Source organism: bacterium, assembly GCA_022763185.1.
GTDB lineage: Bacteria > Bdellovibrionota_G > JALEGL01 > JALEGL01 > JALEGL01 > JALEGL01.
On record JALEGL010000003.1, the window covers coordinates 70,955 to 87,524 of the forward strand.

The 16,570-nt window shown below is 37.5% G+C and carries 16 protein-coding genes; 13 read left to right on the top strand and 3 right to left on the bottom strand.

Features of this window, described 5'->3' with window-relative positions; all coding sequences use genetic code 11:
- The first annotated feature begins 64 nt into the window (after positions 1-64).
- The 12 genes from MRY82_00700 (at position 65) to MRY82_00755 (ending at position 12,209) form a co-directional block, all read left to right on the top strand.
- Positions 65-673, top strand: a complete 609-nt coding sequence (locus MRY82_00700; GenBank protein MCI5071448.1) for a cytochrome c3 family protein — start codon at positions 65-67, stop codon at positions 671-673.
- Complete coding sequence (locus MRY82_00705; GenBank protein MCI5071449.1) at positions 661-3,624, top strand: TAT-variant-translocated molybdopterin oxidoreductase; 2,964 nt, start codon at positions 661-663, stop codon at positions 3,622-3,624. The genes MRY82_00700 and MRY82_00705 overlap by 13 nt, the downstream gene beginning before the upstream one ends.
- Positions 3,625-3,704: 80 nt before the next feature.
- A complete protein-coding gene (gene nrfD / locus MRY82_00710; GenBank protein ID MCI5071450.1) occupies positions 3,705-5,021 on the top strand; it encodes a polysulfide reductase NrfD in 1,317 nt (438 codons plus the stop codon).
- The gene (locus MRY82_00715; GenBank protein MCI5071451.1) at positions 5,021-5,569 is read left to right on the top strand and encodes a DUF3341 domain-containing protein; all 549 of its coding nucleotides are present in this window, start codon (positions 5,021-5,023) and stop codon (positions 5,567-5,569) included. The genes nrfD and MRY82_00715 overlap by 1 nt, the downstream gene beginning before the upstream one ends.
- Positions 5,562-6,164: a cytochrome c gene (locus MRY82_00720; protein ID MCI5071452.1), complete on the top strand. Its 603-nt coding sequence runs from the start codon at positions 5,562-5,564 to the stop codon at positions 6,162-6,164. The genes MRY82_00715 and MRY82_00720 overlap by 8 nt, the downstream gene beginning before the upstream one ends.
- A 20-nt stretch (positions 6,165-6,184) precedes the next feature.
- Positions 6,185-7,354: a hypothetical protein gene (locus MRY82_00725; protein MCI5071453.1), complete on the top strand. Its 1,170-nt coding sequence runs from the start codon at positions 6,185-6,187 to the stop codon at positions 7,352-7,354.
- Between the two features lie 12 nt (positions 7,355-7,366).
- Positions 7,367-7,648 carry a hypothetical protein gene (locus MRY82_00730; GenBank protein ID MCI5071454.1) on the top strand — a complete coding sequence of 94 codons (282 nt, stop codon included), beginning with the start codon at positions 7,367-7,369 and terminating at the stop codon, positions 7,646-7,648.
- 35 nt (positions 7,649-7,683) lie between these two features.
- Positions 7,684-8,463 (top strand): SCO family protein, encoded by a 780-nt coding sequence (locus MRY82_00735; protein MCI5071455.1) that lies wholly within the window; start codon positions 7,684-7,686, stop codon positions 8,461-8,463.
- Positions 8,464-8,589: 126 nt separating this feature from the next.
- Positions 8,590-9,540 carry a cytochrome c oxidase subunit II gene (coxB, locus tag MRY82_00740; GenBank protein ID MCI5071456.1) on the top strand — a complete coding sequence of 317 codons (951 nt, stop codon included), beginning with the start codon at positions 8,590-8,592 and terminating at the stop codon, positions 9,538-9,540.
- Between the two features lie 10 nt (positions 9,541-9,550).
- A complete protein-coding gene (gene ctaD, locus MRY82_00745) occupies positions 9,551-11,167 on the top strand; it encodes a cytochrome c oxidase subunit I (protein MCI5071457.1) in 1,617 nt (538 codons plus the stop codon).
- Entirely contained in the window at positions 11,164-11,802 is a 639-nt protein-coding gene (locus MRY82_00750; GenBank protein ID MCI5071458.1) for a cytochrome c oxidase subunit 3 family protein, read from the top strand. The genes ctaD and MRY82_00750 overlap by 4 nt, the downstream gene beginning before the upstream one ends.
- A gap of 14 nt (positions 11,803-11,816) precedes the next feature.
- Positions 11,817-12,209, top strand: a complete 393-nt coding sequence (locus MRY82_00755; protein MCI5071459.1) for a cytochrome C oxidase subunit IV family protein — start codon at positions 11,817-11,819, stop codon at positions 12,207-12,209.
- A 103-nt stretch (positions 12,210-12,312) separates the two neighbouring features.
- Here the strand turns inward: MRY82_00755 and MRY82_00760 are convergent, their stop codons facing one another.
- The 3 genes from MRY82_00760 to MRY82_00770 all read right to left on the bottom strand — a co-directional run bounded on the left by MRY82_00760 (position 12,313) and on the right by MRY82_00770 (position 14,472).
- A complete protein-coding gene (locus MRY82_00760; protein MCI5071460.1) occupies positions 12,313-13,416 on the bottom strand; it encodes an endonuclease/exonuclease/phosphatase family protein in 1,104 nt (367 codons plus the stop codon).
- 35 nt (positions 13,417-13,451) lie between these two features.
- Complete coding sequence (locus MRY82_00765; protein MCI5071461.1) at positions 13,452-13,820, bottom strand: hypothetical protein; 369 nt, start codon at positions 13,818-13,820, stop codon at positions 13,452-13,454.
- Between the two features lie 142 nt (positions 13,821-13,962).
- Complete coding sequence (locus MRY82_00770) at positions 13,963-14,472, bottom strand: hypothetical protein (GenBank protein MCI5071462.1); 510 nt, start codon at positions 14,470-14,472, stop codon at positions 13,963-13,965.
- Positions 14,473-14,890: 418 nt separating this feature from the next.
- On the opposite strand from MRY82_00770, the gene MRY82_00775 reads away from it, so the two are divergent.
- The gene (locus MRY82_00775; protein ID MCI5071463.1) at positions 14,891-16,303 is read left to right on the top strand and encodes a gliding motility-associated C-terminal domain-containing protein; all 1,413 of its coding nucleotides are present in this window, start codon (positions 14,891-14,893) and stop codon (positions 16,301-16,303) included.
- Positions 16,304-16,570 lie beyond the last annotated feature (267 nt).

The window sequence follows — 16,570 nt, forward strand, 5'->3', positions numbered from 1 at the left end:
TTAGTTTTGTTGTAACACCTGCTGCGTGAAACCAATTTTTTCGAAAAATATTAATAAGTTATTGATGTTTATCCCGCTAGCTATTGCTATAGGTGGCGGTTTTGTAACAGTTTTTGTTTGGTACTATATGTCGCCTTATTATTACGAGGTGGGCTATGTTCCTAAGCAGCCAATCCAGTATAGTCATGCTCTGCATGCAGGTGAGTTAGGTATTGATTGTCGGTATTGCCATTCTACGGTAGATAAAGACTTTACAGCCTCAATTCCATCAACGGCCACTTGCATGAACTGTCATACATTGATTAAGTCAGACAGTGAAAAAATTGCGCCATTAAAGTACAGCTATGACAACAATCTTCCAGTTGAGTGGGTCAGGGTACATGATTTGCCTGAGTATTCAAAGTTCAATCATGCGGTTCATGTAAAAGCGCAAATAGGTTGTGCTTCTTGTCATGGGGATATCCAAAATATGGAAGTCGTTTACAAGTCTCAGCCTTTAAGTATGGGCTGGTGTTTGGATTGTCACCGTAACCCACAGAAACACGTGCGACCAAAGTCTGAAATATACAACACCAGTTGGAAACCAGGAAAAGATCATCAGCAGTGGGCTGAGAAATTTATAAAAGAGAACAATATTAAAGGTCCGGAGAATTGTACAGCATGTCACTACTAAAAAATATGGCAAACAATGCCCAAAGCATTAACGTTGATTTTATTGATGAACCAAAACAATGGAAAAGTTTGGATGAATATGCTCAGAGCCCTGAGTTTGAAAAGTTTCTCCACAACGAATTCCCTGAAGGAGCAGCTTACTTAGAGGATGCGGTATCCAGAAGAAACTTTATTAAGTTGATTGGAGCTTCTTTAGCGTTTGCCGGTTTAAGCAGCTGTAGAACACCTAAAGAAGTGATTGTTCCTTATGTTCATGATCCTGAAGGGGTTGTTCCTGGAAGAGCTAAGTATTATGCTACTTGGTTTAGGCAAGGAAGAAAGGCTTGGCCTATTTTAGCCGAGTCATCTGATGGAAGACCAACAAAAATTGAAGGGAATCCACTGTCTAAACGAACAGGTAAGGCAACTTCAGCTTTTGCGCAAGCATCTATACTGTCCATGTTTGACCAAGATCGACTAAAAACACCGAAGCACGCTGAAAAAACAAAGTCATGGAATGAGTTTAATCAATTTTGGGCCGGTTTATCAAAGAAACATCAAGCAACATCCGGTGCAAACCTTTACATTGTTGCGGGTGCCACGAGTTCACCAAGCGTGACCAAACAAAAAGAAAAGCTATTAAGTCAGTATCCAAAAATGAATTGGTTAGATTATGAAATGTTTGATCAAGTCAATGAGTCGGCGGCGCTTAATGGACATAGGGCTGTGTATGACCTGTCCAAAGCAAAAGTGATTGTCAGTTTAAACTCAGACTTTATGCAATTTGGTGATGATAGCTTAAAAATGAGTCGTGACTATGCAAAGGGTCGTAAGGTTGAAGATAATAATAATACAATGAACAGATTGTATGTTTATGAAACTGCCATGACGCTAACGGGAAGTAATGCAGACCACAGGCTTGCCTTAACCTACGATCAAGTAGAGCATTTTGTTATAGCCTTGGCACAAAGATTAAATATTGAGACAAATAATGGTGATAGCAATGCCGTTGTTTTAACGGAAAAAGGTAAAAAGCATTTAGACGCTTTAGTCAAAGACTTGATGGCCAACAAGGGTGAATCTGTTTTGTTAGCTGGAACGCAGCACTCTTCCTATATTCATGCGCTTGTTTATAAGATCAATGAACGTTTGGGGAATAATGGTCAAGCGGTAGAGTATGTGTACAAAGGTGAAAGCCAGTCCCCGCAAGCTACTTTAGATGAATGGATACTTCAGACCACAGGTAGAAATGATTATACAGTTGTTTGTATTGATACAAATCCGATTTATGCTTTTGCCGGTAAAGAAAAAGTACAAAACTTTTTTGCCCAAGCAGAACATAAAATTGCTTTGAGTTACGATCTCAATGAAACTCAAGCATGGGCACAATGGCAGCTACCACTTTCGCATGATCTAGAATCGTGGTCTGATGCTCAATCACTTATTGGTGAGCAGGGTGTTGTTCAGCCATTGATTGAGCCTCTATTTAATTCAAAATCATCATTAGAATTTTTAGCCATATTGAACGGACAACAAGATGCTTATGCTTTAAATTTGGTCAAGCAAACCTGGGCCAATCAGTTTGGTTTAAGCTCTATAAGCTCAACGGCCTTTGAAAAAAAATGGACTGAGTTGTTGAATAAAGGTTTGACTATGGGTTCAAGTAATGCCCGTCGTACTGTGGGGTCAGTCAGTGTAAAGCGTCCTTTAAATACAAAAAAAAGTGATGTGTCTGTATATGTTGTGCCGTCATCATCTACTTATGATGGTCAGTATGCAAATAATGCCTGGTTACAAGAAACACCTGATCCAATTACCAAAGTGACTTGGGATAATCCTGCTTTAGTTTCAACGCAATTAGCAAAAAAGATGAACCTTAAAGACGGTCAGCTGCTTGAGTTGGATGTTGAAGGAAGAAAGTTACGTTTACCAGTGATGGTTGTTCCTGGAACAGCTAAAGATACGGTTGTTTTAACTTTGGGCTATGGCCGCAAAATTGCGGGCTGTGTGGGTAAAAACGTTGGTGTTAATGTTGCGCCTCTCTTGCCCATCGGCCAATATAATTCTGGTGCTAAGCTTAATAGTGTTGGTGGGGAAGAAAAAATAGCCACTACACAAAATCATGGCAGTATGGAAGGTCGTCCTATTGTAAGATCTGCCAGCTTGAAGAAGTTTTTGGAACATCCAAAGTTTGCTCAGGAAATGGTAGAGCATCCACCGCTGGAATCTTTATGGAAAGAAAAAGATTATAATAGTGGTTACCAGTGGGGAATGAGCATTGACTTAAATGCTTGTATTGGTTGTACGTCTTGTGCCGTAGCTTGTCAGAGCGAAAACAATATTCCTGTTGTAGGTAAAGATCAAGTTCTTGCCGGAAGAGATATGAATTGGATGCGTATTGACCGTTACTTTGAGGGTAGTCCAGAAGATCCTCAGGTGGTTCATCAACCAGTTATGTGCCAACATTGTGAAAATGCACCTTGTGAGCAAGTGTGTCCTGTTAATGCAACGGTGCATGACGATGAAGGTTTAAACGCTATGGTTTATAATCGTTGTATTGGAACACGGTACTGTTCTAACAACTGTCCTTATAAAGTGCGTAAGTTTAACTTCTTAAACTACACCAAAGATACGCCAGAGTTACAGAAAATGGCCTTTAATCCTAATGTTACTGTACGTACTCGTGGGGTAATGGAAAAGTGTACGTTCTGTGTTCAGCGTATCAACGAGAAAAAATTTGCTGCTAAAGTTGATGGCAGGGAACTTAAGGACGGCGAAGTTAAAACTGCGTGTCAGGAAGTATGTCCGACTGAAGCCATTACCTTTGGTAATATTTTAGATAAAAGCAGCCAAGTGGTTAAAGAAAAAAGCTCACCAAGGAACTATGCTTTATTGGCTGAACTTAACACAAAACCAAGAACAACCTATTTAGCAAAATTAAGAAACCCTAACCCAGAGCTTGAAGGAATTTAAGTATGCAAGAGTTGGTCAAAAATACAGAGACTGAGCAAAAATTAACGCTCAAGTACATCACCGAAAAAGTCACATCTTTAATGGATGGGGTAGGGATACCTAAGTATTGGCCATTTGCTTTGGCTTTTGCTGTGTCCTTCGTGTTGGTTTTGTTTGGTTCAATTGGTTACTTGGTATTTAAAGGAACAGGGATTTGGGGGCTGCAAACACCCAATGCTTGGGGTTGGGCTATTATTAACTTTGTGTTTTGGGTGGGTATTGGTCACGCCGGAACATTGATCTCAGCTATTTTATTTTTAACTCGACAAAACTGGCGGACGTCGATTAACCGTTCAGCAGAAGCGATGACCATTTTTGCGGTTATTTGTGCTTTGGTGTTTCCAACTATTCACGTCGGTCGGGTTTGGTTTTTGCATTGGACCATGCCTATTCCTAACCAAATGAACATGTGGCCAAATTTCAGAAGTCCTTTGATGTGGGATGTTTTTGCAGTCAGTGTCTATTTTACAGTATCGCTCATGTTTTGGTTTGTTGGTTTTATTCCTGATTTTGCAACCATTCGCGATCGCAGTACCAATATCATTAAAAAAAGAATCTTTGGTGTTTTGGCATTGGGTTGGAGATTTAGTCACCGACATTGGCAAAACTATGAGAAAGCCTATTTAATTTTGGCAGGTATAGCAACACCCTTAGTGTTGTCTGTCCACTCTGTGGTGAGTTTTGACTTTGCGGTCAGTCAGGTGCCAGGTTGGCATACCACCATTTTCCCACCTTATTTTGTTGCTGGTGCTATTTTTTCAGGTTTTGGGATGGTGTTAACTTTAATGATTCTCGCCCGTAAACTTTTAGGTCTTAAGTCATTCATTACCATGGGGCATTTGGATAAAATTTGTAAAATTCTTTTGGCTACGGGTTTGATGGTGGGCTATGCCTATACCATTGAGTTTTTTGTGGCCTGGTACAGTGGCAATGAATATGAATCTTTTATTTTCCAGCAGCGTGCTTTTGGTCACTATGCTTGGGCTTATTGGATTATGTTCAGCTGTAACGTATTTGTTCCACAAATTTTTTGGTTTAAAAAAGTTCGTCAAAGCATTCCAATTATGTTCGTTGCTTCTATTTTGGTTAATGTGGGCATGTGGTTTGAGCGCTTTGTGATCGTTATTTCTTCGTTGTCTCAGGACTTTTTGCCTTCAAGCTGGGGATTTTTTAAACCCACCATTTGGGATATTTCTACCTTTGCAGGGACCTTTGGTTTGTTTTTTACTTCTATTTTGTTGTTCATTCGCTTTTTACCTGTGGTTGCCATGGCAGAAGTCAAAGGCACTTTACCAGATAGTCAGCCGCACCATCATGATGAACATGAACAGCATAAAAACCATCCGGAGGAAGTGTAATGGCTAAAAATCTTGTTGGGCTTGTGGCCAGATTTAATAAACCCGAGACTTTGCTCAAGGCCGTTAAATCTGTAAAAATCAAAGGCTATAAAAAATTCGATGCGCATACACCCTATGCCGTTCATGGTTTAGATGATGCTATGGGGCTTAAGCCTTCTGTTCTAGGGTGGATAGCTGCTGTTGGTGCGCTAGGCGGAGGTTTATCTATTTTTGCTTTACAAGCGTATACCAGTGCCGTTGACTATAAGATAGTTGTTTCTGGTAAGCCGCTATTAAGTTTTCAAGCTTTTGTACCCATCACTTTTGAGATAACAATTTTAGGTGCAGCAATTTTCACTGTGTTGGGAATGTTTGCATTAAATCAACTTCCCATGTTGTATCATCCATTATTTCATTCTGATGTCATTGCTCAAACCGGCGATGATGTTTTTGCTATCAGTATAGATGCCAAAGATCCTATGTTTGACAGTAGTGAAACTGCAGATACTTTAAAGAGTTTAGGTGCAGATTTTGTTGAGCATGTTTATGAAGGAGAAGAAAGTGAATAATTTTCTTACGCAGAAAAGCCTTGTTTTTGTTGTGCTGTTGATCATCTCAGCTGTTTTGAGTTCATGCTTGAGGGGTCAGCCTTCAGAAAAACCTCCCTTTCATGTGTTTTTGGATATGGACGATCAGCCCAAGTACCAAGCTTTTGAAAAGAATGATTTTTTTGATGATGGTTCTGCTATGCGTAAACCGGTAACAGGGACACGTGAGTTTATGCAAAAAGATTGGGCAGCAGTGAATGGTAATAACCCTTTAAAAGCAGATAAAGAAACCTTATTGATGGGACAAGAACGTTATAATATTTATTGCTCTCCATGTCATGGCATGGTGGGAGATGGAAAAGGAATTGTTGCTAAGCGCGGTGCCAAATTTGGTTATGTAGCACCAAGCAGTTTGCATGATGCTTTAATTAAAGAAAAAAATGATGCACATTATTTTGATGTGATTACCAATGGTATCAGAAATATGGGACCTTATGGATCACGGACCAATGCTCAAGAGCGTTGGGCAATAGTTCATTATGTTCGCGCTTTGCAGTTAAGTCAAGATGCACCCAGCAAGAATGTTCCAGAAAAATATTTGAGCGAAAATAGATAGTCACCAGGGAGAAAGACACAGTGGAAATTCAAAAGTACAAAAATACTAAAAAAGCCTTCAATTTTCAATTTGCTGGGGCCATCGTTCTTGCAGCTTCTTTGCTTGGTGGATTGGGGCATAAAAAAGAGTTTATGTTTTCCTTTTTGACCAGCAGTTTTTTTTGGTTAACCATTGGCTTAGGGGCCTTGTTCTTTGTTTTTTTACATCACCTGGTTAGTGCCAAGTGGAGCGTTGTCGTGAGACGTTTTGCAGAACAAACCATGACCGTTATTCCATGGATTGGTTTGATCATGTTGCCTGTATTGATTATTGGAGCACAGCACTTGTTTCCTTGGGCAGACCCACATTTGGCTGCTCATGATCACTTGATTCATAAAAAACAAGCTTATTTGAATTTACCCTTTTTTAACATTAGGGCCGTTGTCTACTTTTTGGTATGGACAGTTTTAGCGCTGGTTGTTACCAAGACATCTATCAAGCATGATGAAACGGGTGATGAAAGGCTAATGGGCAAAATGAAAGGCTTAAGTGCTGGTGGAACTTTGCTGTTTGCCTTGACGGCTACTTTTGCGGCGTTTGATTGGATTATGTCTTTGGATCCACACTGGTACTCAACTATTTTTGGAATTTATGTTTTTGCTGGTTGTCTTGTAGCGGTGATGTCATTTTTATCCATTATTACCTTGTACCTTCATGGTCAGGGTTATATGAAAAATATGATTACTCATGAGCACTATCAAGACTTAGGTAAACTCTTGTTTGCTTTTACGTGTTTTTGGGCTTACATCGCTTTTTCACAATACGTTTTGATTTGGTACGGTAATATCCCTGAAGAAACCATTTGGTATGCGCATCGTTGGGAAGGTACTTGGAAGTGGGCATCCTTGTTTTTAGTCCTTGGGCATTTTATTGTTCCGTTTATCTTTTTGTTGCCACGCCCGATGAAACGCAACAGAAAAGTTTTGATAGGTTTTTCTATTTGGATGCTTTTTATGCACTTTGTAGACTTAGCCTGGTTGATTTATCCAAATATTTATCATCATGGGTATCATTTTCACTGGTATGATTTCACATTGATGCTTGGTTTTGGTTTGTTTTTTGTGGGTAGGGTGTTGTTTAATTTATCAAAAGCATCAATTTATCCAGTGAATGATCCTTTGTTAAAAGAGTCAATTCATAGCATGAGCTAAAAGGAGGGTGTCATGAGTCAACTTGATTATGAAAAAGAAGATGTTTCCGTTAGTAAAATAGCTATTTACAGTTTGTTACCAGTTATTTTTTTAGTAGTTAGTATTTTAGGCGTTCATTATTTCTTAAAAAGAGCTCAGTTTAAAACCTCACTTTTTGTGAATAAAGCAAATACGGGTGAAGTTACTAATCTTGAAATTAATGCGAAACGTCAGCTTAGGTCCTATGTGAAGAAAGACAATGGTAATTACACTATTCCAATTGATCGGGCTATAGGTATTTATATTCAAGAATAGGTTTTGGTTGTCTTGTGGAGCGGTTTTTTTTCAGTTTGTTATTATGCTTAGGCTGTATTTACCAGCCAAGCTTAGCCGTAGCCCAAGAAATTAAAGATTCAGTTGATGAGCTAGAAAATGTTCAGATAGAAGAAAAACTTGGGCAGTACATTGATTTAGGTTTGGCCTTTGTTGATCAAGACGGCAAAAGGGTAAAATTAAAAGATGTTTTTCCTAAAGATAAGCCAACCATCCTTTCTCTTGTTTACTATGAATGCCCCATGCTGTGTACATTGGTTCTAAATGGTATAACGGAAGTACTAGAAAAGCTTAAATTTGTTCCAGGAAAAGACTTCAGTTTAGTTAGTGTAAGTATTGATGAGCAAGAAACTCCAGATCTTGCTAAAACCAAACAAAAACTTTATTTGCAAGAAGCAGGAATAAAAAATGCTCAGGCTTGGCCATTTTTAGTAGGAGATAGAAACAATATAAAAGCTTTAGCAAATTCTGTTGGGTTTAATTTTGAATATGATGAGTCCATCGATGAATATGCACATCCTGCAGTGTTTTTTATTATTAGCCCTTCTGGCAAAGTTTCACGTTACTTTTACGGTGTTCAGCATAAGCCCGCAAACCTACGCTTGGCTTTGACTGAAGCTAGTGAAGGAAAAGTAGGAACAGCATTTGATAAATTTTTACTTTATTGTTATCGCTATGACCCTGATTCAAAGGGCTATGTTTTAGTGGCATGGAAAGTCATGCGTATCTCAGCCTTGATTTCAGTAATTGCTATTGTATTACTGTTATTAGGCTTAAAGAAAAGGGAAAAAATTTAAGTTTAATGTGACAATACGTCCAACAAAACGAATTTGGTTAATATTAAATAAAAATTGATGTATAGGAATAACAAAAATGAAACAGCAAAAAAAACAGTTATTGATTAGTGTTTTAGGAGTATGGTCATGAATGGTCTTTTGAAATATATTATGCCAGAAGCAGCTTCTAGCTTTGCCACGGATGTGGATCAGCTGATATTTTTTATTTTTCTGTTATCGGCATTTTTCTTTTTCTTAATCGTGTTTGTAGGCTTAGCTTTTGTAGTTAAGTTTAAAAGAAAAAAAGGTGACAAATACACCTTAGCCTTAAGTGATAACAAAACGCTTGAAATTGTATGGACGGTCATCCCTAGTATTTTGTTGGTGGCTATTTTTGTTTGGGGCGTTAAAGTTTATCTTGATCAACAAATCATTCCACAGCGGGCTATGGAGGTTAAGGTTACAGGACAAAAATGGTTTTGGACTTTTGCTTACGATGATGGAATTGTCAGTACAGGTGAAATGGTGGTTCCTGTTAATCAGCCGGTCAAAATTTTATTGTCTTCAAAGGATGTTTTGCACTCCTTCTTTGTTCCAGCCTTTCGTGTTAAGCAAGATGCATTACCTAATAGATACACTGCCCTGTGGTTTACTCCAACTAAAGTTGGTGAGTTCCCAATGTATTGCACAGAGTACTGTGGCACCAGTCACTCTGAAATGGTTGCCAATATTAAAGTAGTAGAACAAGCAGCATATGATGCATGGAAAGAAGAGCAAGCCAGTGCAGCAGGTGCAGGGATGTCTCCGGTTGAGTTGGGTAAAAAAATCTATCAAAAAAATGCCTGTTTCACATGTCATAGTTTAGACGGCTCTAATAAAATAGGCCCATCATGGCTTGGAGCTTATGGAAGTGTAAGAAAACTGGCAGATGGTTCTGAGGTCATCATTGATGAGAACTACATCCGTGAATCAATTTTAAATCCAATGGCAAAAATAGCTCAAGGGTATCAGCCAGTGATGCCAACGTATCAAGGTATTTTAAATGAAACGCAAATTGATGGCGTGATTGCCTATATTAAAGAACTCAATCAAGAGTGAGGATAAAGCAATGAGAACAACGCAAATAACAGAAGAAAATCAAAATTACTTGAGTCATCACAAAGGTTTAAAGTCATGGCTATTTACGCTTGATCATAAGCGTATAGGTTTAATGTTCTTGGGAGCCATCTTAAGCTTTTTCTTATTGGGAGGCTTGCTTGCCTTGGGTGTTCGTTTAGAATTATTTGCGCCTGGCAAGCAGTTGATGGATGCAGATACTTACAATAAGTTTTTTACCATGCATGGTATGATCATGGTTTTCTTATTTATTGTTCCGTCAACACCCTCAGCTTTAGGTAACTTTGTATTACCCATGATGGTTGGTGCAAAAGATGTGGCTTTCCCACGTTTGAATTTATTGAGCTTTTATATTTATATGGCTGGAGCAATTCTTGCCTTATCCACGCTAATATTTGGTGGTCTAGATACAGGTTGGACGTTTTATACACCTTACAGCTCACAAATTGCAGGGCCGGTTATCATTATGGGTTTGGCTGTGTTTATTATGGGCTTTTCGTCTATTTTAACCGGTCTAAATTTTATTGTAACCATCCATAAATTGAGAGCACCAGGTATGACTTGGTTTGATATGCCATTGTTTCTGTGGGCCATGTATGCAACGTCAGTTATTCAGGTGTTGGCAACTCCAGTTATTGGTATCACCATGTTACTGTTGGTTTTTGAAAGAGCTTTTGGTGTGGGTATTTTTGATCCACAAATGGGCGGCGATCCAGTGCTTTTTCAACACTTTTTTTGGTTTTACTCACACCCAGTTGTATACATCATGATCCTGCCTGCTATGGGTATTGTCAGTGAAGTCATTGCGGTGTTTTCGCACAAAAAAATATTTGGTTATAAGCCCATTGCTTATTCAAGTGTTGCAATTGCTGGAGTAAGCTTTTTGGTTTGGGGACATCACATGTTTGTCAGTGGTCAGTCTTCCTATGCCGCGCTCTTATTCAGTTTATTAACCTTTGCGGTTGCGGTACCAACTGCCATTAAAGTGTTTAGCTGGATTGCAACCATGTACAGAGGTTCAATTGATTTAAGAACACCCATGATTTATGCTTTATCATTTTTGTTTTTATTTACCATTGGTGGTTTAACAGGTGTGTTTTTAGGCGCCATTGCTGTTGATGTGCACTTGCATGATACTTATTTTGTTGTGGCCCACTTTCATTATGTGATGTTTGGTGGAGCTGTTGTAGCCTTTTTAGGAGGCTTACATTATTGGTGGCCTAAAATGACCGGAAAAATGTACAATGAGTGTTGGGGTCGTATTGGCGCAGTATTGGTCTGGTTCTCTTTTAACTTAACGTTTATGCCACAATTTTTAGCAGGCTTTAAAGGTATGCCTAGACGTTACTACAATTATGATCCTAGTTATGAAATTTATAATCAGCTTTCAACCATTGGCTCAACTTTGCTGGGGATTGGATTTTTTATTGTTGCTATTAATTTATTGATGAGCTTGAAAAAATCAGCTGCAAAAGCACCAGATAATCCTTGGGGTGCATTAACCATGGAATGGGAGTCAAGTTCTCCTCCTTATCATGAGAATTTTAGAGAACAACCAGTTTTAAAACATGGCCCATATGATTTTGAAAAAGTAGAGGTAGAAGCATGAGCGGAAAAACAGGATATTTAGCACATCACTTTGCAGAACTGGATCAACAAAAAGAGTCTGCCAAGCTGGGCATGTGGTTATTTTTGTTGACTGAGATTTTATTGTTTGGCGGTGTTTTTGTTGCTTATGCAGTATTTAGATCTTTGTATCCAGAAACGTTCATTAATGCTCATAAGCAATTGGATGTTGTAATGGGTGGAATCAATACCTTGGTTTTGATTGCCAGTTCTTTGACCGTAGCCCTAGCAATTAGAGAGATTCAACTGAATCGTCGAAAAAATTGTACCTATTTACTTTTGACAACAATTATTTTAGCCGGTGTGTTTTTGGTGATTAAATACTTTGAATACAGCCACAAAATTCATGCAGGCTTATTGCCCGGAAAATTTTTCACTTATACAGGTATTGAAGGTACCAATCCACATTTGTTCTTTTCATTGTATTTTCTATTGACCGGTATTCATGCCTTGCACATTGTTATTGGTATGGCTGTTTTAACTTGGGTTATGATAAAAAATCACAAAGGTCATTTTTCAGGTGAATACTATGTGCCTGTAGAAATGGGTGGTTTATATTGGCACTTGGTGGATTTGATTTGGATCTTCCTATTTCCGCTGTTGTATTTGATTGGATAAGAGGAGAAAGAGCTATGAGTACAAAACACGAACATCACGTCTTGCCTTTAAAAGTTTACTTGGCTGTAGCTGGGGCACTATTCTTTTTAACTGCAGTGACCGTAGGCGTTTCATACATTGATTTTAACGCTATTACGGGTATATCAGGTTTAAACTTGGTGATTGCCATGTTGGTAGCAACCATCAAAGGAACTTTGGTTGCTCTTATTTTTATGCACTTATGGTTTGATGACAAGCTTTACTCACTTGCTTTTGTTGTTGGGCTGGTTATCTTGGGTATTTTTATTTCTGTTACTTTGTTGGATGTGGAGAAAAGAAGAGGTTCTTATGATGAGCGTCTCAATCAACCCATTGTTGAACAGGTAGAGTATAAAAAGGCAGATGAACAGCATCAACAAGATCATTAAGTATAGGTAAAAGTTAAAATAAAAAAGCCGCTTATTCAAGCGGCTTTTTTTATTGTATAATATAACAAAGCCATTGTTAAAGACTTTTGTAAAATAGAAAGTGTCAGTGTAACTCAATACTTAAGCCAACAGGAAAATGATCTGAAACACCCTGTTTACTGATAAAGTTGTAGCTTTTAGGTTTTTTATCTTTGTCTTGCATGATGAAATTATGGTTTAAGATTTCAAAACTGTTTGGTTTGTACTCCCAGTGCTTTTGATCAGCAAAGTTTTTGCTTAATAATATGACATCTAAAAATGACCATGAGTTTTTCTTGGCGTAATAGTTACTGCCAAGATTGGTTTTTTGAGCATATTTTTTTGAACTTAAATGCGGTGTTAGCCATTGTTGTTGCGCAATCCGTTCAAATACCAAACTCTGATTGCTTTCTTCACGGGTAATATTAAAGTCTCCAGCTGCAATGTGATAATCAGCGTGGGCATGTTTTTTTTGTAGAGTGTTCAAGTAATGAAGCGCTTGCTGCCGCAACTGTTTTGGATGATAGGGCGCAGGAAAATGAATACTGTAGGCAGCAAGGGTTTTTCCATCACCTAAGCTATATTGAGCGTATAAAATGCCTCTTGTATCTTTTTTACGACGCTTTGAGATGCTTTTAAAAGGTATTTGAAATAAATGAGCTTTGCTTTTAAGAGGAAGCTTGCTCATAATAGCAACATCAATACCACGTTTGTCTTCCCCTTCAATAAGTGAGATGGATGTAAACTGTTGTTTTTTGGGTAGCAGCGTATTTAATGTATGTAAGACATGAATGTTTTCTATTTCTTGCAAAAAAAGTAAGTCTGGACCTTTACCATTGTTTTGTAGGGCAATGACGTGAGCTATATTTTTTAATTTTGTTTCATAGGCTGTTTTATCCCAATTTAAATCAAAACATTGTTTTCGCCATTTGTAGTGGCTGAGTTTTGCACAATGGGCTTTATGTTTCTTGTTTTTTTTTAAAGCATAAGGCAGGAAGGTGGCATCATCTTTTTTTGGGTCATCTTGAATATCAAACAAATTTTCTACATTGTAAGTCATGATGAATAACTCTTTTTTTTCTGAAAGGTTATTCTGAGCAGGTAATAGTGGATTGATACATGCTGAATGAGTCAGCAATAGAAAGAGTATAAAGATAAGTGTTGCGCAAGAATGTTTATGTTTAGGCATGGTGAGCATCATAGCACACAGAAGATAAAGATTGCTCATACTTGTAAAGCAAGATTCATTTTATCAAGAATGGCCTTAAAATTTTCTGTCCTTTCAAAGTAATAGGCTATGCCTTGTCGATGAAGCAATAGTTTATCTTGGTTTGAAAGGTGGGTTGAAAAAATCAAACATGGTTTTTGATAGAGTATTTGAGTCCTTAAGTCTGAAAATAAACGATGTTTGAATAATTTGAACTCACAAAACACAAGATCATGGTTTGTTTGATTTTCGCACACCTGTTCCAAATTTGAATAGTGAGTCACTTTATGGTTGGCGCTTTCTAATAAACGGCTAAAGATCTTAGCAAACTCTAATTGGGTATCTAAGTAGAGAATAGCTGTTTTTTTGATTTTATTTGTCTGCATGCAACTCCTTTTTTAAGGAGTAAGTGCAAGATATGATCCAAGTAATATTTAGGCAGTCATGTAAATTAAGACTTATAAAAAAATATTATATAAACAGAGATCTAATTTTTTTCAACTTCAGTTGGCGGTAAAGTACAAAGAACTAGTTTGTTTGTACGGTAGTACAAAAGTTTCCTTCAATGAACCCCGAAGCGCCGCCAAATCCAACATTAAGATAAAAGTCTTTCATGCAAACATCTCCACCAATAGCATTGGTGATTTTAGAAAAATTAACGATACTTAGGTCAAGGACGCCATTGGTATTGCCATTAATGATAAGATCAATTGAATCCATTGGAAGTGTAAAAGGATCTAAATTTTCATTGAGATAATTGTCATGCAAGTCAATGACATTATAGACTTTAAATGTAATGGTATTGGTGAGATCCGTTCCATTTCTAAATTGAAGCACACAAGTCATGCCATTAACAACACCGCCATTGTTTTCATCGCCATAAAGCACATTAAAACAGTCGACATTATCAATGCCCACTTCTTGTTCCTGGGTGGAGCCCAAAACCATTCTTACAGAACCAAACTGATTATTTGAACATGATGTTATAAAGCTTAAAATTAAGCACAGTATCATAAAGTTTGAGGTATGTTTTTTCATAAAGCCAACTCCCACATATTTTTTATGCAATGTATCATTTTGTTTAAAACATTTCAAGATATATGCCAGTTGTAAATTACTGTTATATCAAGTGCTTGTGAGCTTGTTGGTATGCAATTTTGAAGTTAATTGAGACAGCTGTGTCCGGATTAATTGCTAACAATATCCCATAATTCAACGAATATAGTGCATTGCATTATATATGGATTTTTGGTAATAGTTTGGTTGTATGAAAACAACACAGCTTTTTTTACTATCCTTTTTATTATCTCCATTAATTCAAGCACAAACAATATCTGGTCAATGTAACGAAACATATGATTTCGATTCCTCTGTGATTAATAGTGAATTGAATTATTACTTTCCCCCTAATACATTAAACTTAACACGAACATTTTTTGTTTCTACATATGGAGCTATGGCAAACCTTTCATTTTATTTTAATGATGACTTTAAAACTAAAATGAACTTTTTAAACAATTATGAAAATCTAATGTATCATGCCTGCACATATGAAGCTAATGGTGAAAGTAGTGATGACTGTATTCGTGGGCCGGTAAAATTAATATTAGATGGAAATAACCCTCCTCAAATTATTCGTAAAGATCAGCTGCTAGCAACAGGTGAAATTGATAGTAATTTACAGTTTATTGATGCGCCAGAAAATTTTCCTAAAAAAGATGGATTAAAAGTTGAAATTAAATTGCCTGAAGATATTTGTCACCTAAGAATAGAGAGGGACTATGTCCTTTTGGTTAATACGCAGACCACTCCGACAACAAAACATATTTCTGGACACCTTTTTTGCCCTGACAATGATGGATGTACTGGAGATATTGGTAGTTTATCGATCATCTCTCATGAGTGCAAACCTCATTTACAGGCTTGCTTTGGTGATCCTATTTGGGAAATGCCAAACGGAGAAATAAATGAGGGTGATTTACTAGAACTCACCTTACCCGGTGTATACAATGTAACCGGGCAGTATAGTAATGCTTGTAATGTTTCAGCAACGATGGAGTTGGCAGAAGATTTTTTTGTCATGCCTGAACTTAGTATAGACAAAAGTGGGCCAGGCAGCAATGCTTGCAATCTTCAAGAAAATCAACTGACCTTAAAATCGAATACTCCAAGTATTGCCATTGATGGTTTAGAAACCCAGTGGCGTCATTCTGATGGTTCAAGTTCTCAAGGCAATCCTACCGTAACATCTACTCCAGGAGAACATACTGCTAAGATAATATACAGTGGTTTTTGTTTAGAACAAACATCAGATGTAGCGTGTAACCCTGATATTGATGTTGCTGCAACTGAAAAGCCAAGCAGTTTGTGTGAGGGAGGCAAAGAACTTTCTATTTGTTCTGAAGCGCAAAATATTCATTGGAAAAAACCTGATCAACTCGGGCTGATAGCAACCGAAACACTGATTGCTGACACCCCTGGCACATACACAGTAACAGCAGTCGATTCATTTAACTGTCAATTGGAAGGATCCTATCAAGAAGACGGTGTATTTTTACAAGAAATCGAAAACAATACTTTGTATGTACCCAATGCATTTAGTCCCAATGGTGATGGAAATAATGATGTTTTTACTGCGTATAGTGCGGTTGGAAGTAAAATTACCATTGTAGATTTTAAGGTGTTTTCTCGTTGGGGCGAGTTGATATATGACAAAAACAATCTTCAAGTCAATAACCCAGCCTTAGCCTGGGATGGTAAAATTAAAGGCGAGATGGGTCAGCAAGGGACCTACACCTATAAAATAGTTTATAAGCTTCCTGAGTGTGAAGAAAAACAACTAGAAGGGGATGTTACGCTTATTCGTTAATCCATTGAGTGATATTGAATTTGAGTAATAGCAAAAATTATTATAAGTAATAATAATATTTTAAGAACGATATAATGAATGAATACTATTTCTTAAAGTTTATCACCTCAATGACGTGATTCAATTATTGGATGAAATCTTAAAGTGTTTAGTCGTGCCAGGTGTTTTTATTCCAGCTACGTTTATAATATTTATGAAAGTTTTTAATGATACAGCGTCACTTGGGCCTATTTATTGCGCAAAGCATTAATTTTAAGCGCTTGATTT